The 23,909-nt window shown below is 61.8% G+C and carries 30 protein-coding genes, 1 tRNA gene and 1 pseudogene; 20 read left to right on the top strand and 12 right to left on the bottom strand.

Features of this window, described 5'->3' with window-relative positions:
- Positions 1 to 291 (top strand): DUF3017 domain-containing protein, encoded by a 291-nt coding sequence (locus CSQ85_RS11620; RefSeq protein ID WP_107040950.1) that lies wholly within the window; start codon positions 1 to 3, stop codon positions 289 to 291.
- Here the strand turns inward: CSQ85_RS11620 and CSQ85_RS11625 are convergent.
- Positions 202 to 1,197, bottom strand: coding sequence for an aquaporin (locus CSQ85_RS11625; RefSeq protein ID WP_150384137.1), 996 nt, complete (start codon positions 1,195 to 1,197; stop codon positions 202 to 204). The two genes, CSQ85_RS11620 and CSQ85_RS11625, sit on opposite strands and share 90 nt — an antisense overlap.
- Positions 1,198 to 1,388: 191 nt before the next feature.
- On the opposite strand from CSQ85_RS11625, the gene CSQ85_RS11630 reads away from it, so the two are divergent.
- Complete coding sequence (locus tag CSQ85_RS11630) at positions 1,389 to 2,162, top strand: pseudouridine synthase (protein WP_107040948.1); 774 nt, start codon at positions 1,389 to 1,391, stop codon at positions 2,160 to 2,162.
- Positions 2,159 to 4,294 carry a bifunctional cytidylate kinase/GTPase Der gene (gene der / locus CSQ85_RS11635; protein ID WP_150384138.1) on the top strand — a complete coding sequence of 712 codons (2,136 nt, stop codon included), beginning with the start codon at positions 2,159 to 2,161 and terminating at the stop codon, positions 4,292 to 4,294. The genes CSQ85_RS11630 and der overlap by 4 nt, the downstream gene beginning before the upstream one ends.
- Positions 4,295 to 4,626: 332 nt before the next feature.
- Here the strand turns inward: der and CSQ85_RS11640 are convergent, their stop codons facing one another.
- Positions 4,627 to 5,016: a very short patch repair endonuclease gene (locus CSQ85_RS11640; RefSeq protein WP_263390572.1), complete on the bottom strand. Its 390-nt coding sequence runs from the start codon at positions 5,014 to 5,016 to the stop codon at positions 4,627 to 4,629.
- Between CSQ85_RS11640 and CSQ85_RS13460 the strand changes: the two genes are divergently transcribed.
- Positions 5,006 to 5,341, top strand: coding sequence for a hypothetical protein (locus tag CSQ85_RS13460; protein WP_223846970.1), 336 nt, complete (start codon positions 5,006 to 5,008; stop codon positions 5,339 to 5,341). The genes CSQ85_RS11640 and CSQ85_RS13460 overlap by 11 nt on opposite strands.
- A gap of 21 nt (positions 5,342 to 5,362) precedes the next feature.
- Here the strand turns inward: CSQ85_RS13460 and CSQ85_RS11645 are convergent, their stop codons facing one another.
- From CSQ85_RS11645 to CSQ85_RS11665, 3 genes are all read right to left on the bottom strand, one after another.
- Positions 5,363 to 6,682 (bottom strand): IS481 family transposase, encoded by a 1,320-nt coding sequence (locus CSQ85_RS11645; protein WP_150384139.1) that lies wholly within the window; start codon positions 6,680 to 6,682, stop codon positions 5,363 to 5,365.
- Between the two features lie 684 nt (positions 6,683 to 7,366).
- Positions 7,367 to 7,443, bottom strand: a tRNA-Pro gene (locus CSQ85_RS11655).
- A gap of 262 nt (positions 7,444 to 7,705) precedes the next feature.
- A complete protein-coding gene (locus tag CSQ85_RS11665; protein ID WP_150384140.1) occupies positions 7,706 to 8,521 on the bottom strand; it encodes a PhzF family phenazine biosynthesis protein in 816 nt (271 codons plus the stop codon).
- A gap of 112 nt (positions 8,522 to 8,633) precedes the next feature.
- Here CSQ85_RS11665 and CSQ85_RS11670 point away from each other — a divergent pair, with 112 nt between their 5' ends.
- The 3 genes from CSQ85_RS11670 to CSQ85_RS11680 all read left to right on the top strand — a co-directional run bounded on the left by CSQ85_RS11670 (position 8,634) and on the right by CSQ85_RS11680 (position 11,628).
- On the top strand, positions 8,634 to 9,008 hold the full coding sequence (locus CSQ85_RS11670) for an ASCH domain-containing protein (RefSeq protein WP_263390573.1): 375 nt from the start codon (positions 8,634 to 8,636) through the stop codon (positions 9,006 to 9,008).
- 585 nt (positions 9,009 to 9,593) lie between these two features.
- On the top strand, positions 9,594 to 10,082 hold the full coding sequence (locus CSQ85_RS11675) for a zinc ribbon domain-containing protein (RefSeq protein ID WP_150384142.1): 489 nt from the start codon (positions 9,594 to 9,596) through the stop codon (positions 10,080 to 10,082).
- A gap of 364 nt (positions 10,083 to 10,446) precedes the next feature.
- Positions 10,447 to 11,628, top strand: a complete 1,182-nt coding sequence (locus tag CSQ85_RS11680; RefSeq protein WP_223846965.1) for a Fic family protein — start codon at positions 10,447 to 10,449, stop codon at positions 11,626 to 11,628.
- Positions 11,629 to 11,863: 235 nt separating this feature from the next.
- Here CSQ85_RS11680 and CSQ85_RS11685 read toward each other — a convergent pair whose 3' ends face one another.
- Entirely contained in the window at positions 11,864 to 12,169 is a 306-nt protein-coding gene (locus tag CSQ85_RS11685) for a HigA family addiction module antitoxin (RefSeq protein ID WP_150384143.1), read from the bottom strand.
- Positions 12,141 to 12,428 carry a type II toxin-antitoxin system RelE/ParE family toxin gene (locus CSQ85_RS11690; RefSeq protein WP_150384144.1) on the bottom strand — a complete coding sequence of 96 codons (288 nt, stop codon included), beginning with the start codon at positions 12,426 to 12,428 and terminating at the stop codon, positions 12,141 to 12,143. The genes CSQ85_RS11685 and CSQ85_RS11690 overlap by 29 nt, the downstream gene beginning before the upstream one ends.
- Before the next feature lie 213 nt (positions 12,429 to 12,641).
- Here CSQ85_RS11690 and CSQ85_RS11695 point away from each other — a divergent pair, with 213 nt between their 5' ends.
- From CSQ85_RS11695 to CSQ85_RS11705, 3 genes are all read left to right on the top strand, one after another.
- Positions 12,642 to 13,430 (top strand): class I SAM-dependent methyltransferase, encoded by a 789-nt coding sequence (locus CSQ85_RS11695; RefSeq protein WP_150384145.1) that lies wholly within the window; start codon positions 12,642 to 12,644, stop codon positions 13,428 to 13,430.
- 163 nt (positions 13,431 to 13,593) lie between these two features.
- Positions 13,594 to 13,902: a type II toxin-antitoxin system RelB/DinJ family antitoxin gene (locus CSQ85_RS11700; RefSeq protein ID WP_107041009.1), complete on the top strand. Its 309-nt coding sequence runs from the start codon at positions 13,594 to 13,596 to the stop codon at positions 13,900 to 13,902.
- 94 nt (positions 13,903 to 13,996) lie between these two features.
- Positions 13,997 to 14,284, top strand: a complete 288-nt coding sequence (locus CSQ85_RS11705; RefSeq protein WP_107041008.1) for a ribbon-helix-helix domain-containing protein — start codon at positions 13,997 to 13,999, stop codon at positions 14,282 to 14,284.
- A 102-nt stretch (positions 14,285 to 14,386) separates the two neighbouring features.
- Here the strand turns inward: CSQ85_RS11705 and CSQ85_RS11710 are convergent, their stop codons facing one another.
- The 4 genes and pseudogenes from CSQ85_RS11710 to CSQ85_RS13465 form a co-directional block, all read right to left on the bottom strand.
- The gene (locus tag CSQ85_RS11710) at positions 14,387 to 14,773 is read right to left on the bottom strand and encodes a DUF488 domain-containing protein (protein ID WP_107040931.1); all 387 of its coding nucleotides are present in this window, start codon (positions 14,771 to 14,773) and stop codon (positions 14,387 to 14,389) included.
- A 31-nt stretch (positions 14,774 to 14,804) separates the two neighbouring features.
- Positions 14,805 to 15,326, bottom strand: coding sequence for a hypothetical protein (locus CSQ85_RS11715; RefSeq protein WP_190973028.1), 522 nt, complete (start codon positions 15,324 to 15,326; stop codon positions 14,805 to 14,807).
- 4 nt (positions 15,327 to 15,330) lie between these two features.
- Positions 15,331 to 16,434: pseudogene (locus tag CSQ85_RS11720) on the bottom strand (DUF3427 domain-containing protein); the annotation flags it as partial.
- A complete protein-coding gene (locus CSQ85_RS13465; protein ID WP_223846967.1) occupies positions 16,385 to 16,924 on the bottom strand; it encodes a hypothetical protein in 540 nt (179 codons plus the stop codon). The gene CSQ85_RS13465 and the pseudogene CSQ85_RS11720, both read right to left, overlap by 50 nt.
- 59 nt (positions 16,925 to 16,983) lie before the next feature.
- On the opposite strand from CSQ85_RS13465, the gene CSQ85_RS11725 reads away from it, so the two are divergent.
- Both CSQ85_RS11725 and CSQ85_RS11730 read left to right on the top strand, forming a co-directional pair.
- The gene (locus CSQ85_RS11725; protein WP_190973029.1) at positions 16,984 to 17,235 is read left to right on the top strand and encodes a helix-turn-helix domain-containing protein; all 252 of its coding nucleotides are present in this window, start codon (positions 16,984 to 16,986) and stop codon (positions 17,233 to 17,235) included.
- Positions 17,232 to 17,624 (top strand): hypothetical protein, encoded by a 393-nt coding sequence (locus CSQ85_RS11730; RefSeq protein WP_150384149.1) that lies wholly within the window; start codon positions 17,232 to 17,234, stop codon positions 17,622 to 17,624. Before CSQ85_RS11725 ends, CSQ85_RS11730 begins: the two co-directional genes overlap by 4 nt.
- A gap of 136 nt (positions 17,625 to 17,760) precedes the next feature.
- Here the strand turns inward: CSQ85_RS11730 and CSQ85_RS11735 are convergent, their stop codons facing one another.
- Positions 17,761 to 18,186, bottom strand: coding sequence for a hypothetical protein (locus tag CSQ85_RS11735; RefSeq protein ID WP_107040927.1), 426 nt, complete (start codon positions 18,184 to 18,186; stop codon positions 17,761 to 17,763).
- A 172-nt stretch (positions 18,187 to 18,358) separates the two neighbouring features.
- Between CSQ85_RS11735 and CSQ85_RS11740 the strand changes: the two genes are divergently transcribed.
- From CSQ85_RS11740 to CSQ85_RS11775, 8 genes are all read left to right on the top strand, one after another.
- Complete coding sequence (locus CSQ85_RS11740) at positions 18,359 to 19,594, top strand: hypothetical protein (protein ID WP_150384150.1); 1,236 nt, start codon at positions 18,359 to 18,361, stop codon at positions 19,592 to 19,594.
- Positions 19,595 to 19,695: 101 nt separating this feature from the next.
- Positions 19,696 to 20,949: a DUF2637 domain-containing protein gene (locus CSQ85_RS11745; protein ID WP_150384151.1), complete on the top strand. Its 1,254-nt coding sequence runs from the start codon at positions 19,696 to 19,698 to the stop codon at positions 20,947 to 20,949.
- A 15-nt stretch (positions 20,950 to 20,964) separates the two neighbouring features.
- Positions 20,965 to 21,219, top strand: a complete 255-nt coding sequence (locus CSQ85_RS11750; RefSeq protein ID WP_150384152.1) for a hypothetical protein — start codon at positions 20,965 to 20,967, stop codon at positions 21,217 to 21,219.
- A gap of 17 nt (positions 21,220 to 21,236) precedes the next feature.
- On the top strand, positions 21,237 to 22,127 hold the full coding sequence (locus tag CSQ85_RS11755) for a hypothetical protein (protein ID WP_150384153.1): 891 nt from the start codon (positions 21,237 to 21,239) through the stop codon (positions 22,125 to 22,127).
- A gap of 45 nt (positions 22,128 to 22,172) precedes the next feature.
- The gene (locus tag CSQ85_RS11760) at positions 22,173 to 22,550 is read left to right on the top strand and encodes a hypothetical protein (RefSeq protein ID WP_107040922.1); all 378 of its coding nucleotides are present in this window, start codon (positions 22,173 to 22,175) and stop codon (positions 22,548 to 22,550) included.
- The gene (locus CSQ85_RS11765; RefSeq protein ID WP_150384154.1) at positions 22,547 to 22,963 is read left to right on the top strand and encodes a hypothetical protein; all 417 of its coding nucleotides are present in this window, start codon (positions 22,547 to 22,549) and stop codon (positions 22,961 to 22,963) included. Before CSQ85_RS11760 ends, CSQ85_RS11765 begins: the two co-directional genes overlap by 4 nt.
- Positions 22,960 to 23,265, top strand: a complete 306-nt coding sequence (locus tag CSQ85_RS11770; RefSeq protein WP_150384155.1) for a hypothetical protein — start codon at positions 22,960 to 22,962, stop codon at positions 23,263 to 23,265. The genes CSQ85_RS11765 and CSQ85_RS11770 overlap by 4 nt, the downstream gene beginning before the upstream one ends.
- 20 nt (positions 23,266 to 23,285) lie before the next feature.
- Positions 23,286 to 23,909: helix-turn-helix domain-containing protein (locus CSQ85_RS11775; RefSeq protein WP_190973030.1), on the top strand; the 624-nt coding region annotated here is incomplete at its 3' end.

Raw genomic sequence — 23,909 nt, forward strand, 5'->3', positions numbered from 1 at the left:
ATGAAGAATCATCCCTATGTCTCCGAGGACCACGAGGGCAAGCCGTGGTTCGAATGGTGCGTGGCCGTGGCCGTGGTCCTTTCCGGCGTGGTCGCGGTCCTCGGATACACGATGGCCGCCACGGTGCTGATCTCCGTGACGGCCATCGGTACCGGGCTGCTGCGCCTCATCATGCGCGAACGCAGCCCCTGGAAGGTGAGGTCAGTGGCGTTCGACGCCACTATCGGCATCTGCCTCGGACTGGGCCTGCTGGCCCTCTACTTCAGCGGATACCTCTCCTGGTTCGACTGATCCGGCGACGGTAGCCGCGGACGCAGACGTTTCGGACGCGGACGCGGACGCATCGGACTCGGACCCTTCGACGGCCGTCGTCTCCCCAGCGGAGGCGGCGGCCTCGTCGTATCCGTCCAGCTGCTTCGGATCATCGCCCTTGGACTTCGGCGCGTGGACCATCTGCAGGACGATCATCGCCAGCGCGACCAGCGCCGCGGCGAGGACCGGGCAGATCCAGAACACCCACAGCTGGCTCAGCGGCTCGACCTGCAGACCCTGGTTCTGGGCGATCATCGCGATGCCGGTGGAGCGGGCCGGGTTCAGGGCGGCGCCGGTCACCGGGAACGTGACCGCCGCGGCGAGCGCGTAGGCCACGCCGGTCGACGCGGCGTAGCGCCTCGTGCCGTAGGTGGCCATCGCCGTGCCGACGATGACGAGCCCGGCGACGATCTCGACGGCGATCGCCTGCGTGATGGAGAGGCTGAGACCGTACTGGTTGAGGGTCGTGTAGGCGACGGAACCCTTGTCGAAGCCGTTGACGGCGGTCGTCAGCCACTGCGAGAGCGTCACGGTGCTGGAGGTGGGCAGCAGGAAGCGCAGCAGCAGGGCGGCCAGCGCGGCGCCGAGCGTCTGGAAGACGATGTAGAGGACGCCGTCCACGAGCTTCGTCCTGCCGGTGAGCATGGCCGCCACGGTCACCGCCGGATTGAAGTGGCCGCCCGAGACCCATCCGAGCGCGTACACGGCGGCGGCGTAGGCGGCACCCGTGCCGAGCGCGATGTAGGCGAGGTTGGCGCTGATGACGATCGAGCCGAATGTGCCGAACATGTAGACGGCGAAGCAGATCAGGAAGGTGCCGACCAGTTCGGCCCCCACCCGAATCGGCCACGGCTGTTCCTTCGTAACGTTGTCCTGTGATGTCATATCAATCCTTCAATCATGCGATATGCGATACTGCCTGTCCCTGCCGGGGCCCCGCCCCGAGGACGATGTCAGTCTAGCAGTGCGGACCGGCAGCGCGGACCGGCAGTGCGGCGGGTCGGAGGCCGGGCAAGGACCGGGGGTCACGATACACTATCAAGGTTGGAAATACCCTAGGCCACGTTGGGAGAACGATGCCAAACGCATATTCCCGCGCCAGAAAGGCGCATGAAGACAATCAGGAAGGCATTCGCCTTCAGAAGCTGCTCGCTCAGGCCGGATTCGGTTCCCGCCGCAAGTGCGAGCTCATGATCACCGAAGGCCGTGTCGAGGTGGACGGGGAACTCGTCACCGAACTCGGCACCCGCGTCGATCCCGAGCACCAGCAGATCCGCGTCGACGGATCCCGTGTGCGCATCAGCAACGACCACGTCACCCTCGCGCTCAACAAGCCCAGGCGAGTCCTGTCCGCCATGGAGGACCCGAAGGGCCGCTACACGCTGCGCGACATCGTCGGCGACAAGTACGAGCGCATCTTCCACATGGGCCGTCTGGACTACGATTCGGAAGGCCTCATCCTCATGACGAACGACGGCGAACTGAGCCAGCACGTCATGCACCCCAAGTACGAGGTCGAGAAGACCTACATCGCCACGATCGAGGGCAAGATCTCCGGCACCGTGTGCCGCCGACTCGTCACCACCGGCGTCCAGTTGGACGACGGCTGGATCAAGCTCGACCACTGCGCGATCATCGACTCGAACCGTGACGCCACGATCGTCAAGGTCGTGCTCCACTCCGGCAAGAACCGCATCGTGCGCCGCATCTTCGGCTCGATCGGCTTCCCGGTCAAGCGCCTCGTGCGCACCCAGATCGGCCCGATCAAGCTCGGCGAGCTCAAGTCCGGCTCCTACCGCGTGCTGAGCCAGGCCGAGGTGCGATCCCTGTCCAAGGAGGTCGGCCTGTGATCCGTGTCGCCATCGACGGGCCCGCCGGCGTCGGCAAATCCTCGACGTCGAAGGCGCTGGCCAAGTACTACGGCTTCGCCTACCTCGACACGGGCGCCATGTACCGCGCCTGCGCGTGGTGGTGCCTCAAGCAGGGCATCGACCTCGACGCTGACGAGGTCGACGAGCGCGTCGTCACCGAGGCCGTCGGCGAGTTCTTCACCGGCGACCACTTCGACATCTCCGTCGACCCGGACCGGCCGGGCGTCACCGCCGACGGCGAGGACATCTCCGAGGCGATCCGCTCGTCCGAGGTCTCCACGCACGTCTCCAAGGTGTCGGGCGTCATCCCGGTGCGCAACGTGCTGATCGCCGCCCAGCGCGCCTACATCGCGCGCGAGGCGTCCGCGGACTCCTTCTCCGGCGGCCTCGGCGTCGTCGTCGAGGGCCGTGACATCACCACCGTCGTCGCCCCGGACGCCGAGGTGCGCGTGCTGATGACCGCCCGCGAGGAGGTCCGTCAGGCCCGTCGCACCGGTCAGGCGGTCGGCGCCGCCGGCGTGGGAGCGGAGGACGTCGCCGCACGTGACCGCATCGACTCGAAGACCACGAGCTTCCTTAAGGCCGCGGACGGCGTCGTCACCCTCGACAACTCGGACCTGACCTTCGAGCAGACCCTCGACGCGCTCGTCAAGCTCGTCGACGAGGCCATCGAGGAGCAGGAGTACGAGCAGTACGCCGCCAACCTCGAGGGCTACGACCTCGACGAGGGCGATGAGGCGCTGATCGGCCGCGACGGCGTCGCATCCGGCTCCGGTGAGGAGTCCGGCCCGAAGCAGGTCGGCGTGCTCGCCATCGTGGGCCGTCCGAACGTCGGCAAGTCGTCGCTCGTCAACCGCATCCTCGGCAAGCGCGTCGCCGTCGTCGAGGACACGCCCGGCGTCACCCGCGACCGCGTCAGCTACGACGCCGAATGGGCCGGCACCGACTTCAAGCTCGTCGACACCGGCGGCTGGGAGGTCGACGTCGAGGGCATCGATTCCGCCATCGCCTCGCAGGCCGAGGTCGCCGTGAACCTCGCCGACGCCGTCGTGCTCGTCGTCGACGGGCAGGTCGGACTGACGGACACGGACGAGCGCATCGTCAGGATGCTGCGCGCATCCGGCAAGCCCGTCACGCTCGCCGTCAACAAGATCGACGACCGTGAAAGCGAATACCTCGCCGCCGAGTTCTGGAAGCTCGGTCTGGGCGAGCCGCATTCGATCTCCGCCATGCATGGGCGGGGAGTGGGCGATCTGCTTGACGAGGCGCTCGACAGCCTCAGGAAGGCGCAGAAGACCTCCGGGTTCCTCACGCCCTACGGCCTGCGCCGCGTGGCGCTTGTGGGCCGTCCGAACGTCGGCAAGTCGTCGCTGCTCAACCAGCTCGCGCACGAGGAGCGCGCGGTCGTCAACGATCTGGCCGGCACCACGCGCGACCCGGTCGACGAGGTCATCGACATCGACGGCGAGGACTGGCTGTTCATCGACACGGCCGGCATCAAGCGCCGCCAGCACAGGCTCAAGGGAGCCGAATACTACTCGTCCCTGCGCACGCAGGCCGCCATCGAACGCTCCGAGCTCGCGCTCGTCCTGTTCGACGCCTCCGTGCCGGTCTCCGATCAGGATCTGAAGGTGATGAGCTCCGCCGTGGACGCGGGCCGTGCCATCGTGCTCGTGTTCAACAAGTGGGACAAGATGGACGACTTCGACCGTCAGCGTCTGGAGCGTCTGTGGGCCACCGAGTTCGAGCGTGTCACCTGGGCGCAGCGCGTGAACCTGTCCGCCAAGACCGGCTGGCATACCAACCGTCTGGCCAAGGCGATGCGTGAGGCGCTCGAGTCGTGGGACAAGCGCATCCCCACAGGCAAGCTCAACGCCTTCCTCGGTCAGCTGCAGTCCGCCCACCCGCACCCGCTGCGCGGTGGCAAGCAGCCGCGCATCCTGTTCGCCACGCAGGCCTCGACTCGTCCGCCGCGTTTCGTGATCTTCGCCACCGGCTTCCTCGAGCACGGCTACCGCCGCTACATCGAGCGTTCGCTGCGCGAGGAGTTCGGTTTCGAGGGCACGCCGATCCAGATCTCAGTGAACATCCGCGAAAAGAAGCGCAAGTAGCGCAAGTCGCTCCATATAGCGGAAGCAGCGCGAGTAGCGCGCGAGTAGCGCGAGTAGCGCGCGAGTAGCGGGTCCATCTCGCTGTGTCAGTGCAACAATTTCCGGAAATCTCCCTTGGTTTCCCGAGATTGTTGCACTGACTTCGTCTCAGCGCAACAATCTCCGGAGCATAGGGGTGATTTCCGGAAATTGTTGCACTGACGCTGACTCAGCGCGACAATTTCGGGAGCTCAAGGCTGCTTTCGGGAGCTCAAGGCTGCTTTCGGGAGATTGTTGCGCTGAAAAGAACGACTTCTGATTTCATATAGCGCTATCCATAGCTATCCATGGCACTATCCCCGATGGCTCCCGACGATCTCATCGTAGAGACGCGCCAATCGGTCATCGCGCACCGGTTTCGCCAGCTCGCACTCCCATACCGTGATGACCCGCCAACCATCCCGTTCCAGCGCGGTTTTTTGCGCGACGTCGCGTTCGTGATTGCGCAGGAGCTTCGCGGTCCAGAACTCCACGTTCGACTTCGGCATCGAGTATTTCGGGCATCCCTCGTGCATGTGCCAGAAGCACCCGTTGACGAACACGATCGTATGGTACTTCGGCAGCACCACGTCCGGATGACCGGGGTAGCGCCTGTCGTTCTTGCGGAACCGCAGCCCCCGGCGGAACAGATAGCTGCGCACCATCACCTCGATCGACGTGTCCTTGCCCCGGATGTGCGACATCGTGTACGACCGCGTCCCCCGCGCGTATTTCTCCGTCGTTGACTTTGTTGAAGACCTTGCCGGCGTCTTTGTTGGGGTCTTTGTCAAGGTCTTTGTTGGAGTTTTTGTTGGTCCCTTCATCGAGGTCTCTGTTGAGGTCTTTATCGGGATCTCTGTTCTCGTTTCCGTCCTCGTCTTCTTCCGAGTCTGTCCCGTTTCCGGTGTCCCGTTGTTCCTGCGCGCGGCGGTTTGCGGTGTTTCGTGGGTCATGTGCCCAAGTGTCATGTGCCCAAAGGTACTGTATTGTCTCGGGGCATGGTTGACGTATGTCTCGGGGGATGGTTGACGGTATGTCTCGGGGCATGGTTTACGCATGTCCTGGGGCATGGTTGACGTTCGGCAGCGGTCGGCGGCGCTGGTATTCCCGGGTGGTGTCGAGCGTCTGGTCGACGAGGATCTCGCCGGTGTCCGGGTCGATGGCGGTGATCACGCCGTGGACCACCTCCAGTTCCACGACCTTGCCCGCGTTCTCCTTGCCGATGTTGACGGTGCGGCGGCGGCCGGCGGCGCTCAGCGCGACGCAGCCGCGCCCGTCGGCCCTGCGGCGGACGGGCGGGACGGTCACATCGACGGCTGTCGGAGGTTCGCGCTTCGCCCGGAGCCGTTCCTCCTCGTCGCGTCTGGCCTGTTCGCGGGCGGCGATCTCGGGGTCGGGGCCGGCCTTGCCCTTGGCCTCGTACGCCTCTCTGGGCGTATGCCGGTCGAGGGCGCGGTGGGGGCGTTCCTCGTTGTACTCGCGGCGGAACTCGTCCAGCTGGCGGTTGAGTTCGTCGAGGTCCCGGGCCAGGGGCCGGGCCGCGAGCCATTGCTTGAGGGTGCGGTGCCAGCGTTCGATCTTGCCCTGGGTCTGGGGATGGTAGGGGCTGCCGTTCTTCTGGCGCACGCCCATCAGCGCGAGCGTGCGCTCGAACGGGCCGGGCTCGGCCGAGTGCAGGCGGGTCGTGTACACGGTGCCGTTGTCGGTGAGCGTGGACGCGGGGATCCCGTACCGGGAGCACGCCTGGCGGAACGACTCCTCGATGGTCTTCATGGTGACCGTCGCGTACGCGCGCGAGTACAGGAGGAACCTCGAGTGGTCGTCGAGCCAGGAGACGACGAGCGCGTCCAGACCGCCGGCGATCGGCCAGTGGGTGAAGTCCGACTGCCACGTCTCGTTGGGCAGGTCGGCCTCGAACCTCGCGTACGAGGATCTGGGCCGTTTCCTCGGCTCGGGGCGCACCAGGCCCGCCTCCCTGAGGATCCGGTGGATCGTGGAGTTCGCCGGGGGCCTGACGCCCTCCCGCTCGAGTCTGGCGGCGATGGACTCCGGCCCCGAGTCCAGACCGGCGGCGTCCAGCTCGCGCCGGAGCGCCACGATCCGCTCCCTGGTCTCCTTCCCGGTCCTGTTCGCGATGCGGCGCGCGCGACGGGAACGCGGCAGGAGACCTTTCTCGCCCTCCCGCCCGTGCCTGCGTTTCAGCTCGCTCGCCCACTGCCTGGTGACGCCGTGACGGCGGGCGGCCTCGGAGACCGGCATGCCGGCGAGGATCGCGTTGACGATGGCCTTGTTGCGCAGGAACTCGCTACGGGCCGCGGGACCATCATCACTGGAATGTGCTGGTGTCTGCTGTTGTGATTGTGCATCCATACACCAATCAACCGGCACCAACCTGTCAACCATGCCCCAGGACACCCCGTCAACCATGCCCCAGGACACCCCGTCAACCATGCCCCGAGACATACGTCAACTATCCGCTCGAACTAGACAATGTGCCCAAAGGTACCTCAGCCATCTCAGCGCGACAAATTCGCGAAATCAGGCCACACTTCCCGAGATTGTTGCGCTGAGTCTAAGTCAGTGCAACAAATTCGGGAGATCAAGGGTGATTTCGCGAGATTGTTGCGCTGAAGCTAAACAGCGCTGGGCTGAGTGCTCGTTGAAGACTCCCTCGAGACTGACAGCTCGACACGTTCGGCGAACAGCATGGCGTCAACTACAGCGAGGTGCTGCGCGAGGGGCTCGAACACCGATACCGCGCCCTGCATCAGGCGTAGGGGCCTCGCCCGCTGACTTGGCAAAGCGGGCATTCGCATGCGGCCCGGATTGAAGGCATGGACAAAAATCGTGTGAAGGAAGTGTGAGCAAGCCTTGGGGATGGGTCGGGGCAATTCCGCAGTCGTTTGGAGACATGCCCATGATATGAGGCGTGCCGGGGTGGCGATGTGTCCGGTTGTGTCCCGAGTTGTGTCCGAAAACGTGTCCAGAATGCCGAGAACACGGCGTGTCGCAGAATACAAAAAAAGCCCGGAATCGTTGAAATTCCGGGCTTTCTGGTCGGACCAGCGGGATTTGAACCCGCGACCCCTTGACCCCCAGTCAAGTGCGCTACCAAACTGCGCTATGGTCCGATGCTGCGTTTTGCAACAGTCGATTAATTTACCAGAAACTCTCGGAAACGCAACTCGGCGTGTTCCCTACGGATGCCCGGGGATGGTGACTTCTGTCCGGGGCGGTGACGACGTAGCCGCCGCTGTGGTCGCCGTATGGGGTGAGGATGATCGGGTAGACCAGTTTCATTTCGTCCTCTTCTCGTTGATTCCGGCTTGTTTCCATATCGATTTGACGATGTAGGGGTTCGCGCGGACTGTATGCGGCCATTGTGGTACGCGATCATTCGGGCAGGATCTCGCCGACGGAGAACAGCGCCGCGCTTCCGCCGAGGCTGACACGTCCGTCATCCACCGTCGCTTGGATGACGCCACCGCGTGCGGATGCCTGATAGGCAGTGAGTGTGGCCTTGCCGAGTCTCTTGCTCCAATAGGGCAGGATATGGCAGTGTCCGGAACCGCAAACCGGGTCTTCAGGCACGTTAAGTTTCGGGGCGAACGAGCGGGAGATGCAGTCGAATCCCGTGCCGGGCTTCCCCGCGGCCGTGATATTGGCCAGCAGGCCGGGCAGTTCGGTCAGGGCGGCCAAGTCGGGCTTGAGCTCGCGCACGGTCTGCTCGTTCTCCATCACGCATAGCAGGTCACGGCCGAGCCACGCCTCAAGAGGTCGTGCCCCCAGCGCCTGTTCCATCGCATCGGTAACGAGTGTGGGCTTGAGATCGTATGCGGGGAAATCCATCGAGAGGACTTCGTCCGTGGCTCTGCGGTCGTTGCCGGAGCCATTTTGCCGTGTCACGGTCAGCGTGCCGCTCATCGTCCGGAACCGGACCTCGCTGGCCTCGGGCTCGACGAACCGCAGTATCACGTACGCGGAGGCGAGTGTCGCATGCCCGCACAGATCGATCTCGCCTCCTGGCGTGAACCAGCGCAGGCGCCATCCATCCGGCTCATGCACGATGAACGCGGTCTCGGAGAACCGGTTTTCCATCGCGATGTTCGCCATCAGCTCGTCTGATGGCCACGACTCAGGCAGGCACACCGCCGCCGGATTGCCTTTGAACACCCGATCCGTGAACGCATCCACCACGTACTGTTTCATATCTTGTCCGGTTCCCCCTATTCCTTATCCGATTGCGCCAAGTTTATTCCGGGAGCTCGAACTTGGGGTGAGCTGAGACAGGGTGAGGGCGAATTGGCCGGAACGCGACCGCTTGGTCAGACTCATCCTTGAAGGCACGAAGACTGCCACCGCGGCGCTGCTCATCGATTACATCGAGTGCGGAGACCCGTTGCCTGAAATCGGAGACCGGTCCGTACTGGTGGATTCCGACGGACATGGAGTGGCTGTGCTGACCACCACCGACGTGGCCGTTGTACGACTGGCCGACGTCACCGACCAACATGCCATCGACGAAGGCGAGGGCGATACGACCGCGGAGCAATGGCGATCCACGCACGAAACATTCTGGAACTCCGACGAATACCGTGCCGAATTTTCAGATCCGACCTTCCCCCTGGACGATGACACCCTCGTGGTATTGGAGCGATTCACGGTGACGGAACGGATACTGTCAGGCACAGGCTGATGACACACCCGCGGCAGCAAGGCAATCGACCCGCATGAATCGCACGGGGTTCGTCCTGTCATCGGTGCAACGGCATTTTGCCGATTTCGCTCGGGCGCATCCGGATCATTGAGTCGAAAGTTGTCAACATGCACGATTGGCGTGATGGTTGCGCACTGCGGATACTTGCATGCGCAATGTGGATTGTTATGTGCGCAATCGGAGTAGGCGATTGGCGGAGGGGCGGAGCGGAAAGCACGCCAACGCTTGACCCGCCAGTTTCAGAATCCTTGTATTTCCAACGTTTTTATCATGTGGCGATTCTTGCATGATGCTTGCATGAGGCCTGCCTTCGGGACGGCAGTGCCAAGTGGCACAGTCAATTGCGCAGATAGCTCCCGAAGGTGCGCAATTGGTGGCTTGGCTCGTTCGATCTGAATCGACAATGACCGCCCATAGTCAGCCACTTTGAACTGCTGCACGTTGTGATTCATGTTGTGCACAACGGCTTGTTGTATACGCGGGTCAGTCCGTATGCCCGCGGTTAGACTGAGGGCATCGGGCGCACAGCGAGGCGCGCGCACCATCACCTTCAGGAGGTACATCATGTCGGTCGGCCAAGTCATCAAATGCGTGCGCGAGGAACGCGGTCTCACTCAATCGCGGTTCGCCCACGAACTGTATGTCACCCAACAGGCACTCTCCCGGTGGGAACAGGGTACGGCCGAGCCGAGTCTCGATATGATACGGCTTATCAGCACCCGTTTCGACGTTCCGATGATGCGGCTCATGGAAATGCCCGAAGGTGGATTCTGCCAGAGTTGCGCCATGCCGTTCCAAGGTCCGGGGGAGGATCGTGGCACCGAAGCGGATGGCACTCGCAACGACGACTACTGCCGGTACTGCTATGACGACGGCTCGTTCCTGCAAAGCTACGCCGATAGCGACGAGCTGATCGCCGAGTGCGCGCCGATGATGGCCGAGTCCTGTCACATCAGCGTCGAACAGGCCGAAGACTGCATGTCGGCGCTGTTGCCTGATCTCAAACGATGGCGGCATCAGGACGGGGGCGTCGCGGAGAACGGGCGGGAGTAGACGGTGGCGGTTCCTCTTGTCGCCGTTACGTCAACGACGATATCTGTCCTGCGCGGGATGCTAAGTTGTGTCCGATTTGAAGCATGATCGCAAGGAGGGGATGGGCGTGGTGTGACGAGGTGCCAAGAAGACGGGCATGTCGGTGGATTTGCTGCATGACGATACGGCCGAGGAGATCAACGCGCATGTGCAGGTCATCAAGTCCTATATGGCTTCCTATATGATGATTTTTAGTGTTTTAGACGCATAGAAGAGTGAAATTCGTGTTCCAAGCATCGATATAAGGTGAAATGAGGTGATAGAAGCGATGGACTATAAAAGCATCAGACAGACTATCAACATGTCTCGGTCCACGCAGAGGCCCGTGGAGGCAGCCCAACGCGAATACGAGTCACGGATCACCGGATGGTCCACGTTCTGTTCTGGAATCACGTTCGACGAGCATGAGATGTTCGTCGTGTGCTTCAGGGAGCTCGTCACGGCGCTCGATGCCGTGAGGGAACTCGAAGGCAAGGTGGAATCGCTGTGGAACGGCCTGCCGAACCTCGCCAAACGGGCATACCTGTTCGACCTCATCGGGGCCGAGGTGCAAAGCACCAACACCATTGAAGGCGTGCGCACCACACGCAAGGAGATAGCCGACGCGTTGGAGTCGGCCGCAGGCGCAGGCCCCCACAGGCGACTGACCGAATTCGCGAAACTGTTCCTTGGACTGTCCGGGGAGGAAGGCAGGCGTCTTGAACTGCCCCACAGCCTCAAGGACATCAGGAGCATCTACGATCAGGTCACGGATGGGGAGATAGCCGACAAGGACAAGCCTGACGGCATGCTGTTCCGGAAGGGTGCGGTCTCCATATGGGATGATGGCAACGGACGCAAACTTCACGACGGCGCATACCCCGAATCGGAGATACAGGTGCAACTCACCCAATGGATCGCCCTGCTTGCCGACTCGAGCATACCGCCGGTGCTCCGTGCCGTGATGTGCCATTACGCCTTCGAATGCATTCACCCGTTTTATGACGGCAATGGAAGGACGGGGCGCTTCCTGCTGGCGTTGCAGCTGAGCAAACACTTGAGCGTACCCACCGCGATATCGCTCAGTCCGGTCATAGCCGGCGCCAAAGGTCAGTACTACAAGGCGTTCGACGATGCTCAGTTCCCGCTGAACTGCTCCGATGCATCCCCGTTCTGCTACCGGATGGTGAAATTCATCATCACTGCGCAGAAAAACATCATCGCCGATCTGGGGGATAAGCGGAACTCTCTGACCGCAGCCCACGACAAATTCGGCGAATATGTCGAATGGGAGCACATGTCCGTCGACCAGAAGGACATCCTGTTCTACCTGTTGCAGGTGGAACTGTTCAACACCGATCCGCGACCGGTCTCCCGCAGGAGGCTGCGCTCGTGGCTCGGGGTCGGTAACACCAGGCTTATGAGCGCCGTCAACGGGCTTCTTGACCTTGGCCTCCTGCAGGAACATGGCAAGCGGCCGATACGATATTCATTGTCGGGAGCGGCCCGCGAGCAATTCCTGCGATGAGGAGTCCAGGGATGCGGTCGTTGTGGTCGCAGCTCCATGACCGATGGACATGCAAGCCACAGTCGCCGATCCGGGAACGCATACTCAGTGGAAGGACCTGCGGTGGGTCGCTTGGCCGCCGACTGGGTCCGCGGCCAGTCCCGTGTGCCTGCGTTGTGTGAGCCGCGTCCGATGCGCTCGGCACCGGATCTTGCGCAGGTCGGTCGATTCCTGATGACTATGAAGTGTCCAGCTTTCAGGCGGTGACGAGGGGACGGATGTCGCCCAGATCGTTCGGGTCGAAGGTCAGCAGGTCATAGTCGGTCTGGAGATTCGACCAGAAGTCTGGTGTGGTGCCGAGTGCCTTGGCGAGTCGCCATGCCATCGCGGTGGTGATGCGGCGTTTCCCGTTGACGATCTCTCCTATGGCGGTTTCGCTCACGCCGATCGCCTTGGCGAGTCGGTATCGGCTGATGCCGAGCGGCTGAAGGAACTCCTCGTCGAGGATCTGGCCGGGAGTGCTGTAATAGTGGCTAGTTGTGGTAGTCGTCGAAGTGGACATCGATTGCCTCCTTGTTGTTGTCGTCCCATTGGAATACGAGTCGCCACTGCTGATTGATTCGGATGCTCCGGTATCCTTTCAGGTTGCCTTTGAGCGGTTCGAGTCGGTTGCCGGGCGGTATTTTCAGATCGCGTAGCTCGTGCGCTGCCTTGATCATCTGGAGTTTGCGCATGAGGATGCGTTCGAGCCCGGTGGGGTAGGTTTTGGGATATGGGCCTCCGTACAGGAAATCCGTGAGTTCCTCCGTTCTGGTTCTCATACCACGATACTATCGCATCGCGATAGTATCGTCAAACGTTAGTTTTCGCATCATGTCAGCGTTATGCTGACGTCATGCTGGCATCGCGGGGCGTACTTGTCCTGCGCGGGATGCTATGTTGTGGCCGATTCGACCGGTTCGATCGATTCAGCCGAATCGGAGCGTGGTCGCAAGGAGGGGCGGGCAAGGCCTTTTCGGAAAGGATGATTCGCGATGATCGTTGACGAGCGCATCGATGACGGCACGCCGTTCGACTGGGGGAGGGCGTCGGCCGATTACGCGAAATACCGCGACATCTACCCGCCGGAGTTCTACCGGATGATCCTCGATCGAGGCCTGTGCCGGGACGGTCAGCATGTGCTCGATCTCGGCACCGGCACCGGGGTGCTGCCGCGCAACATGGTCCGCTACGGCGCCACATGGGTCGGCACCGACATCTCCGCCGAACAGATCGAGCAGGCCCGGCGCCTGTCCGCTGGCGTGGATGGCATCGAATACCGGGTGTCCTCGGTCGAGGACGTCGATTTCCCGGACGCCTCGTTCGACGTGGTCACCGCATGCCAGTGCTTCTGGTATTTCGACCATGAGGCCGTGTGCGATAAGCTGCATCGCCTGCTCAAGCCGGGTGGCCGGTTCCTGATTCTCGTCATGGAGTGGCTGCCGTTCGAGGACGGGATCGCCGGTGCGAGCGAGCGACTCGTCCTCAAGTACAGCCCGCATTGGAGCGGGGCGGGGGAGCGCATGCATCCGATCGACGTTCCAGCCTGTTACGCCGCCTCGGGTTTCGAGCTGGTCCATCATGAGGAGCGCAAGCTGAAGGTTCCGTTCACCAGAGAGAGTTGGAACGGCCGGATGAAGGCGTGCCGTGGCATCGGCGCGTCGCTCGACCCGGAGCATATCGCCGCATGGGAGCAGGAGCACATGGCCATGCTCGAACGAATCGCCCCGGAGCGGTTCGACGTACTGCACTACGCCGCCCTGGCCGAGCTGAAACGACTCTGAGGTCTGGACGTCCGAAGGGCGGGGCTGATGCGCCGCCTGCCGGATCGTGATCTCGAACGATGCATCCGGTTCAAGTCGGTTGCAGGGGAGCGCGACGACGATATATTGATCTACCTAGTATATGTACAATAGATATAATTGGTTTATCTGCTGGGAGGTTAATATGGCTAAGCTGGTTATGAATGTTGATGACGATATCAAGGAGCGTGCCGCCGCCCTCTATGAGTCCATGGGCATGAACCTGACCACTGCTGTGAACATGTTCCTGCGCCAGTCGTTGGTGGAAGACGGCGTACCATTCAGACCACGTCGTTACGAGGGTGTCCGGCTGGCTCCCACCGAGGAAACACGTAAGGCGATGGTGGAGGCGGAAGCCAAGGAACTCGGATTGATCCCGGACGACGCGGTGGAGTGTCGGACCGAAGCCGAGATACGCGACCATCTGCATCATCTCAGGGAGCGTGCGCGGTGAGCTATGCGATAGCGCTCAGTCGTGGTTCATGATGGTCAGCACGGTGCGGCGGATCATGCTCGGCGGGTCAGTTGATAGGAAGAAGGTGAGTGACATGGCGGATTACAAGGCGAAAGGTGGCATCGAGATCACCGATGACATGATCGACCGGTGGGACGAGGATGCCGACAACGGTATCTTCCATGGCAAGCCTGGCAAGCTCGTGATCAATAAGCCTCTCGGCCGTCCACCGCTGTACGAGGAGCCGATGGTGCCAGTCACGTTCCGCATGCCTGAGAATGATGCTCAGGCGTTGCGTGAGGCCGCTGAGCGCCGGGGCATTTCCTTCGCGGACATTATGCGCGAAGCATGCCATCGGGAGCTGGAACGTCAGTCGCAGTGAGCGCTCAGTCGTAGTTCATGACGATGGATGCTTCCGACGGCATTTGTGTTATGGGTGCCATATGTGCCTGTCGGCAGTCAGCGTGCGTCCAGTGGGCGTCCATTATGCGTCGCGAGTCTCGTTCTCGGTCATGCGGTCGTTCATGTAGTCGCGCAGCACGGCTGCGTGGTTGATGTCGGGATCCTTGGCCGCGTACAGGAGCGTGACCTTCCCATGCGTCAGGATGATGCGTCGCAGCTCGTCCACCGTCTCCTCGTTGGCGTCCAGTTCGGCGCGATAGCGGTTCGCGAAATCCGTGAACCGCGCCGGATCGTGACCGAACCACTTGCGCAGGTCGGTCGAGGGCGCGATGTCTTTCATCCACAGATCGAGTGTGGCCCGTTCCTTCGTCATGCCGCGCGGCCACAGGCGGTCCACGAGGATCCGGTATCCGTCCTGCGCGTCCGGTCCGTCGTAGATGCGTTTGATGTCGATGCTGTTGATGCTCACGTCCTCATGATCGTTCCGCGGTCTCGGCTTGTCAACGATATGTCATGCGGGTCATGCCATCTTCGCGCTCGAGCAGGTCCAGCACGAGTTTCGCGAGGGGAGTGTGTTCGTCGATCGCGAGCGCGGCATTGGCCTCGAGTCCGCAGGTACCCCTGTCGCCGCAGACCCACATGAGGTATGCGGCGACGGCGTGCAGATCCGCGTTGTTCCGTTCCCACGCCTCGCGTGAGATGCCTTCGGCGGCCGACATGATGCGCGTGCCGTCGTCACGCGAAGGGTGCCGCGGCCCTTCGGCGAGGACAAGGTTGATGACGTTCGCGGACCTGCGCGCGGCATCGGCCCGGTCCGGGCATGCGATGCCGCGGAACTCCTCGAGGGTGATCGACGGGTCGATGATGCGCACCAGAACGGCGTCGCGCATCCCCGAGCCGAGTTCGATGGCGTCGCAAAGCGCCGCGATGCTCGTATGCGCCCCGAACAGGCCGTAGACATGTTCGATCGTGCTGCCGATCGTGCTGTCGATCCCGCTGTCGTCCATATGATGCTCCGGCATATGTTCACCCGATCAGGTGCCGGTAGAGTTCCGGGTCGATCGGCTTGGCGAGCCGCAGCGTGGACAGCGTCACCTTCACCGTGCCGTCACCGGATGCGTCCGGTTTGGTGGTGAGCTCCGGGTGCTCGACGGCGGCCACATGGCCGACATAGTAGTATTTGCTGCCCTTGAGCTTCCTGCCGTCCGGGGTCTCGGCTTCGGCCTTGCGCATGACGAACAGCGGCACGAAATGAGTCCTGTCCCATTTGGGACCGGCGTTCTCGCGCAGCCATCGGAACTCGGGGGATTGTGGGGTGCGCCCGTTCTTGCTGAAGTAGCGCATCTCCTGCGCGCTCAAGAACTCGTCCTCGTACTGGCTGGTGGCGTACTTCACGAAGATCGGCATCGTGCCGCTCTCCTTGTCGAGATAGTATCCGCCCACGTTCTGCGGCGTGTTCTCCCTCCTCCAGCCGCACAGGCGCATCACGTCGTCGAGCGAGTACTTGCGCTCGTACAGGAACGCGTGGTCGAAGTCACGATGATGCTCGCGGGCGTCCCGGAACAGGTCCCGGCAGTTGGCCAGACCGACCCGCAGCGTGTCCTCGAGGAAGACACGGAACGTGCGGTTCGCGGCGAGCATGGACGCGAACCGGTCGCTGAGCCGATACTCCGTGGCGTCGTCGCTGTCGTGGCGCTCGCTCACGATCAGCGGCAGGTCGCCGAACCGCTTCCGGTTGCCCTCACGGAAGTACGAGTAGTCGAGCACGCTGATCGCGGAATCGAACTGCGACGCGGATGGATCGGCCTGCGGGAAGTCGTTCCGTATCGCGTCCATCAGCTCGTCCCGGCCCATCGTCGCGGGACCATGCCATTCCTTGTTGTCGCCATTCCCGTTGAGTCCGCGTTCGTTGCCGCACGCGAACCCGCACAGGCGCGACAGGATCACCAGCTCGTGCGGTCGCAATCCCGGCAGCAACAGTTCCGTCGCCATCTTCAGCACGGCGTTCCCGGTCTCGTCGACCGGTTCCAGCCGATCAAGATACGATTCGCCATGTTTTCCGCCGCGCCCGAGGCTCTGTTCACGCGAGCGCACGAAATCGAGGTAGTTGCCGCGTTTCGACGCCAGTGTGGACGAACACGGCAATCGGAAGCGCCACAAGATAGCCGCGGCGACGGCGCAGAAGGGCGGCGTCATCGGCGGACGGCAACGCGAGGAAACGGGGTGCGCCGGACACGCCCGAGGTCTTCGGGGAACCGTCGTCATCCTGGTCGGGCTTCTTCAGAAAACGTGGCTGAACCGAACCCGCCAACCCCATCGTATCGGGGGCAACATCATGTTGCCCCCGATAGGCCACCGGCGCGCTCGACGTGATAGACAAGGGGGTGACGAGTTGCGAGACGCTGATCGAATAGAAAGCCGCGGCATTGGCGATGTCCGACACGGTCCAATCGGTTCGCCTGTTGAGCTTGCGGCTCAAACCGCTTTGCGCGATTCCCAAGGATGACGCCAAGTCCTCTTGTTGGGTCATGTAGGCCGCCATGAGGATACGAATGTTCTTGGAGACGATGTCCTGCAACGCCAGGGCCGCCTCCGAGTTCGCTTCTGATGAAATCTTCATATCCATAATTGTATACGACGATTTTGCTCTTTTCCACACGCAGTGCTATCTTTATGCGTATGACGCATAAGTACGAAATAAGTAAAACAATCGACAGTCTTCGAAGGGGAGCAGGGATGTCGCAAAGCCAGTTCGGACAGCTGCTTGGAGTGAGCCAGTCGACTGCTTCCAGAAAGCTCTCCGGCGAGTTCCCCTTCAAGGCGGACGAAATACTTGTATGTTCACAGACCTTCCATGTGTCAATTGATTATCTCTATGGGTTGTGCGATCTATCCGCCGGCCGACTGCCAAAACAGGAGGTGATGGCATGACCGGCGCGCAACTCTGGGTTTCCGCCGCAGTCACGGCACCGACTCCACAATCGGGCGAGCTGATCGGGCTGGTGATCGCCGACAAGTCGTCCAACCGCATGCTCGTGGATCATGCGGTGTTCAAGCCAGTCAAGACCGTATCTGATTTGGATCCGGATCTGGCTCCGCTCATCTCATTGGAGGACGCCCAGCACAGGCTCCCGTTCTCCCCTTATTACAAGGGCAAGGTCGAGGAGATCCTCGCCGAAGCCGAAAGGCTTGATGGGCCTCATGTGGAACGGGACCTGCTGTTCCTTGAGGCGCAGGGCGTGCACGTGAACGACCATCTGAAACAGTCGATTGGCAAACATCGCGAGAACTCCCATCACGATGCCTGCCTGACCGCATAAGCCATACCGCCGATCGGATCGGACTGCCATCCAACCGACCGAATCAACCAAATCAGGAATCGCCAGAAGGAAAGCAGACAGGAACAGGATCATGTCGAACAGTGTCATCGTATGGTCAAACGGATTACCCGATCCACTAAAGAAGCATGCCCGCCGCATCGGCGCGATGCTTCAGAATGGCGCAGACGGCTTTCCTCTCGAACTCACCCGGCCGGAGGGGCATCGTGACCAGCTCCAGGAGATCGATGTCCAGATCTTTGAATGGTCTGTCGAATACCGGCAGCATTTCGTCCTCCGACAGAAGACCGGTGAATGCAAGGTGTCTCCCGGTCTCAAGCGCATCGTCGCAACGATCGGCGGCGTGGATAGCACGATGTGCGTCGAACGCAAGGTATATCCGCTCGAGAGGAGAGGCGGCACTGGCTGCCATCAGGGACATCATCCGGCATTCAACCTGGTCGGGCACGTGGGATCCGGCAAGAAACACCCCATAGAGGACGTCGGAGGACTCCTGTCGGATCAGGGAATTGAAATCCCCAATGTTGCCTGTCGTATTGATCATCGTGTCCCCATTCCATCGGGCTTGCAAAGCGTTTACACCCCAACCACCCAAACGAGACGCGATACCGGTCCGGCGCCATGAAAAAGCCCTGCCGGGTCTGCCATTACCCGAACAGGGCTGGTAGCCAAAACCAAATCAGGAATCGCCAAAAGATTGATGAAAGGAAATGACCATGTCCATTGATAACACCACCACCGAAAATATGAACGACGAATATCGTGCCTCGGACGGCGTGGATTACACTGACGGCGTTGAGGTCGTGGATGCCGACAGCATCGAGGACCCCACCAACTACGATGCGCCCGAGCCCACCGACATCACCATCATTCAACAGCCGAAGCCGGAACCGGAATCGGCGGATGAGAACGCCGTCGTGAAGTTCGCAGATGAAGCGCTCCCTGTGAACACGTTCGACGAGTCGAGGACCAGGTTCACGCGTGAAGAAGCGATTGAGCTCACGGATGAGATCAAGCGGGACTTCCTGAATGTCGCCGAAGCCCAGTACCAGCTCAGCACGAACATCGCGAAAGCGTATGAAGGCCGGGTTTGGATTGCGCTGGAATACCCAAAAGGTCGTGAGGGGTGGGTTGCCTATTGCAAGGACAACTTCACTGCCGAAGCGGTCAAGCTGAGCGCCAAGCAGCGTACGGATCTGATCCTGAACTTCGATCCCAATGCCCAGATCAGCAACAAGGCTTTGGCTGCGGCTCTCGGAGTCAGCGATATGACCGTAAGCCGAGCTCGAAACAAGATCGCGGGACCGGAAGGTAAGCCAAAAACGGTGAAGGGTACCGATGGCAGGATGTACGCCCCTTCCGAGCTCAAGGGCGAGGATCGTCGCCGGTTCAACGCGAAAATCCTTGAGATGGCCGAAAGCGGAATGAAGGAGAAGGACATCGCCGCTGCGACCGGCCTGAGTCAGTCCCGTGTTAACGAGGTCAAGCAGGAGGAACGCGAACGCCGGGCCAGCGCCGGCAACAGCGCGACGACCATCCATCCCGTTGACATCGAGGGCGAGGTCCTCGATTCCGATCAGCCGCTCTGGTCCGCCGAGGACGGGGTCGACCAGACGCGTGAGATGTGGATCAACGCGCGCATCGACGCGTTCCGGGACGCCAGCGAGGCGGTCGACACCCTCAAGGACGACCTTGAGGACGATGACTGGAAGCTGGGCAGCCCCAGCGTCAGCGAGGTCATCGACAAGGTGAACGGCGATCTCCTTGTGATGTTCGACGGGATCGGCATGATCCTCGCGCAACTGACCGCCGCCCCGGAAGGACAGCCCGATGACGAGGAGAACGACGCCGGCACGAGGCTCGAGGAGCTGCTCGGAGGAGGCGAAAGGGCGAGGTCGATGTTCGGTTCCCTGACGGAACTGCAGCGGATCCTCGAACGGATCCTCGGCTGACCTCCACCATCATCAACCACAAGAACAACCAACATACGGGAACAGACGACGACGGTCAGGAGAGACCGGCGTAGACGGACACGACAGGGGAAGGAACGGACATGACAGGGAACAACGGCGTCAAGCGCAGGGAAGGCCATGTGGTCATGTGGCCGGGAGTGTTGCTCGCGCTCGTGCTGGCCGGATTCGCGTTCTTCAGCAGTTTCGACGCGCTGAGGATCGTGTTCATGGCAAGCGGCATGAGCCAGGAGATCGCATGGATGGGCCCTTTGTGCGTCGACGGAATCGTGGGACTGTGCACATGGGCGGTCTGGGGATTCAAGAAGTCGCACACCGGGTCCACCTGGTACCCGTGGGCGGGCTTCCTGCTCTTCGGGTGCCTGTCGGTCGTGGGCAACATGTTGCACGCTCGTGCGGTCACGGTCAACGGGACCACGCTTCCGGACTGGGCGCCGCCCATCATCATGTCCATTCCTCCTGTCGCGTTCATGTACGCCACGCATCTGATCGTCATCGTCGCCTCCCGCCGGCTCGCCAACCAGAGCCGAGCCATCGAGGAGCGTGATATGGAGCCGACGGTGGAGCAACCTGAACGGGAATCCGCTTTGGACGGGCTCTCCGACTTCGAGGACATCCCCGAACAGGATGAGACGCACCACAATCCGGCCCCCGCCCCTCTTATGACGCCGACAAGGCCGATGCCGACGCCGCCCGTCGAACCGGTCGTAGAGTCGTCCGCGCCGGTCATGCCGGTCACGCAATCGGTGCCGCCGGTCGACGACATCCTTGATCGCATCCCCGTGACCGTCGATTACCCCACGGATCGGCAGCGGACGGAGGACATGCCGTTCGACCGTGAACAGCAGACGACTCCGATGGCTGTCCCGCCGGTTCCCGTACCGCAGGAGCCGGTGAAGAGCGAACCGGCCGTCACGCCGGTCATTCCGACGGTTCCCGTTTCCACGCCCGAACCGGCCGTGCAACCTGAGCCGGTGAATGTGGAGACGGAACGCATCGTTCGACCGGTCGTCAAGGCTGCGGCGAAGACCGTGAGCACGGAGACGGAACCCGCCGAGACGGGCGATGAAACGTCTCAGGGCGAGGACGTCGAGGATTCCAAGATCATCGAGGACCGTTCGGCGGGACAGAAGGACGACGATGCGAAGAACAGCGGCGGGGTGAAGCCCGACGCTGACTGGTACGCGTGGGCGAAGGAGCTTGCCCGTCAGGGCAGGCGCCCCACCCAGGGCGGCGCATTGGAGGCCGGTCTCGCCCCCAATCTCAGCGCAGTGAAAAGGACCCTGAAGCGTCTGCGCAACGAGGATCCCGAACTCTTCGGAGCCAACAAAAGGTAATGAAAGGAGAACCCCATGGAACATGGCGACATCCATAGTGAGGCGAAGGCTCTTGAACAGCATGGCCGACGGCCATCCGGTTCGAGGACGGCGCCGGACGCTGACTGGTACGCGTGGGCGAAGGAGCTTGCCCGTCAGGGTGGGCGCCCCACCCATGGCGGCGCATTGGAGGCCGATCTCGCCCCCAATCTCAGCGCGGCGAAAAGGACTCTCAGGAGGCTGCGCGAGCAGGATCCGGAGCTCTTCGGACATTTGAAAACGTGGCGTTGAGCTGGAAGTAGGAGACGATGGGGATGGATCTGCGTGACAACAACCTGAACGACTACGACTGGAACGTCGAGCACTGGGATGAGATACCGGCCAAGAGCAAGAACGAGCGGCTGCCCAAGGGCGTGACCCAGGAGATGTTCTGGGATGCGATCCAGGACAACAGGAACCGTGTTCGTAACCTGCTGGGCGTGTACGACTCGTGGACAGACGACGTGATGTGCGAGCTTGCGGAGAAGGCGCTCAACGCCCTGCCACGGTGGGTCGGCTACGAGCATCGGGGCAAGCTCGCCGCGTTTGTGAACTTCCTCGCGAAGTCGACCGTGAACGAATGGTTGGACAGGGACCGGCCCAAGCATCGTGGAGGCATGACGTTCTCGCCGAAACGAGACAGCAAGAAAATCCCCATGCCCAACGATCCGGGGAACGCGGACGCGGTGCGTGAATGGCTGAGCGCCACCTCCAGGAAGGATCAGGCCAACAGGTTCGACATCGGCGACGATATCAATTCCCAATACGGTCCCGATGGAAGGCTCAAAGCGGCGCCGACCGACAGGCTCGACTATGAGACCTGGAAGACCGAGGACATGGGGGAGCGGGACGAGAAGCAAGCCGACCAATCCGATCTCACCCCCAAATACGACCGGGAGTTCAAGGCGCTCAGGGATGCGATCCGCATCGAATACCGGACCCGTGACGCGTGGGAGGCGGTGTGGAAGTTAGCCCTCAAGGACAACCGGCCGGACTCGGACAGCGAGCTCATCCGGCAGGAGATCCGTAAATGGATCCTCGACTGCCACAAGAGCGGGGGGTCGATCCCGTCGATCGACAGCTTCCCGATCATCACGAGAACGGCCCGCAGGGCGGCGGACCGGAGAAACAACGGGCGCCGACACGTCCCACGGCACTGAACACGGAAAACATGAGGTATTTGAACATCACAGAAAGACCATGTCATGAACGAACAACAGCCCACGGGCAGGTTCCTCATCCCGGGAACCGACCGGGTCGACCCAGAGGCGATCCACAGGTTCCTCATGCAGGAACCGACCCTGGCCGCATACATGAAGGCAAACACCATCGATGACAGGAAAGGACTCGTCGACAGCCTCACCAAGCTCGACAGGGTCCTCGAACTGCTCGTGGAGCTGTTCCGCAACGACCGCACCGGCAACCTCAGACGCAACATCGGGGCTGCTGACCACTACATGCGATGCCTGAACGTGCAGATCGCCGTGATCACCAACAGGGATCTCATCGTCACGCCGCTCGACATCAACAACCCCAAACGATTCGACGAGATCGTGTTCAGAAAAGCAGGGACACGACCATGAGCAGCAACGGAACAAGGCTCATCATCACCGGCGACCCCCTGCTACTGCCCGCGTACGCGACCCACCCGTGGCTCAAATCGGCTGACGGGAACCAAACGGCGGGTGAACACGTGGACATCCCCACAAGGGTCGGCTGGGCCACCGTCAACCTGACCATCGGAAAACACGATGACGGGACACGGGAGGCGTTGATCACGTTTATCCCGGTCAACCCTGACCTCGAGCCATACAGGCTCCCCTACGGACAAGGCGTCGAACGCATCGAGGCGCTCGACCCGGACAACGCGCAGGCCCTAACCCAATACGCGCACACCCTCGCAGCCCAAGGCAAGGCGAGGATAACGAATCGCATCGGACCGGGGGCATGTGACGGAAGCGACCGGAAACCCCAAGAAGAAGGACTTGAACCATGACAGCCGGGACTCTTGAACGCGTGTACCGCATGCGTGACGATGACCTGACCACGAGCGAGTACACGCTGATCGCATACCTTGCACGCACGTCCCGCACCGATGACGGTGAGGCGATCCCCGTGAACTTTGAACGTGCCGGCAAGGCATGCCGCATGCGGGCGCGTCAGGTCGAGCGTTCGCTCGAGGAACTGGCCGAGAGCGGATATCTCGACACGTATGCCCCCTCCATAGGGGATGGGGACGTGGATCTGATCGTGGATCTGACCGCATGGTGGGGTCCTGAGAAAGTGAGCAGGCCATGACCATCACGACCATGGTATGGGTGCAGAAGAACGTGCACGACGTGCGCAACGCCACGAAGACGGTGCTGTGCTACCTGGCGCAGCGCGCCCACTACGATGACGGGACCGCGGCATGGCCGGCGATGGACACCATCGCCTCCGACTGCGGCATCACCGTCAAGACCGTGCAGCGGGCCATCGACGCGCTGATCGAAAAAGGATACGTGGAGCTCGGTCAACAGGATTTCGCCGGCTTCGACCCCAAGACCGGCCAGCCGGTGCGCAGGGACCGCAGGACCGTCGTGTGGAACGTGATCTGCAAGGACTCGAACCTGCCGAAGGAGCAGACGGAGGAGACACAGGCCAAGACGGCCGACTCGGTCAGGCGGCACGCGAAAAAGGCGGCCGCCAGGACAACCGTGAAGCGGAAGGACGACGTGGACAAAATGTCGCCCCGTTCCGCGCAACCCTCTTCGGACAAAATGTCGCCCCGTTCTCCGGAAACGGCTTTGGACAAAATGTCGCCCCGTGAACCGGAGTCAGACGTGGACAAAATGTCCGAGAATCTGGACAAAATGTCGCCCAATAATACAAGGAAACACAACCCCTCTGCCCCTACGGGGCATCTCCCCGCAAGCGGGGCGAACCACCGGGAGGGGGGTGTG

The sequence above is a fragment of the Bifidobacterium rousetti genome, assembly GCF_008698235.1.
In the GTDB taxonomy this organism is placed as follows: domain Bacteria; phylum Actinomycetota; class Actinomycetes; order Actinomycetales; family Bifidobacteriaceae; genus Bifidobacterium; species Bifidobacterium rousetti.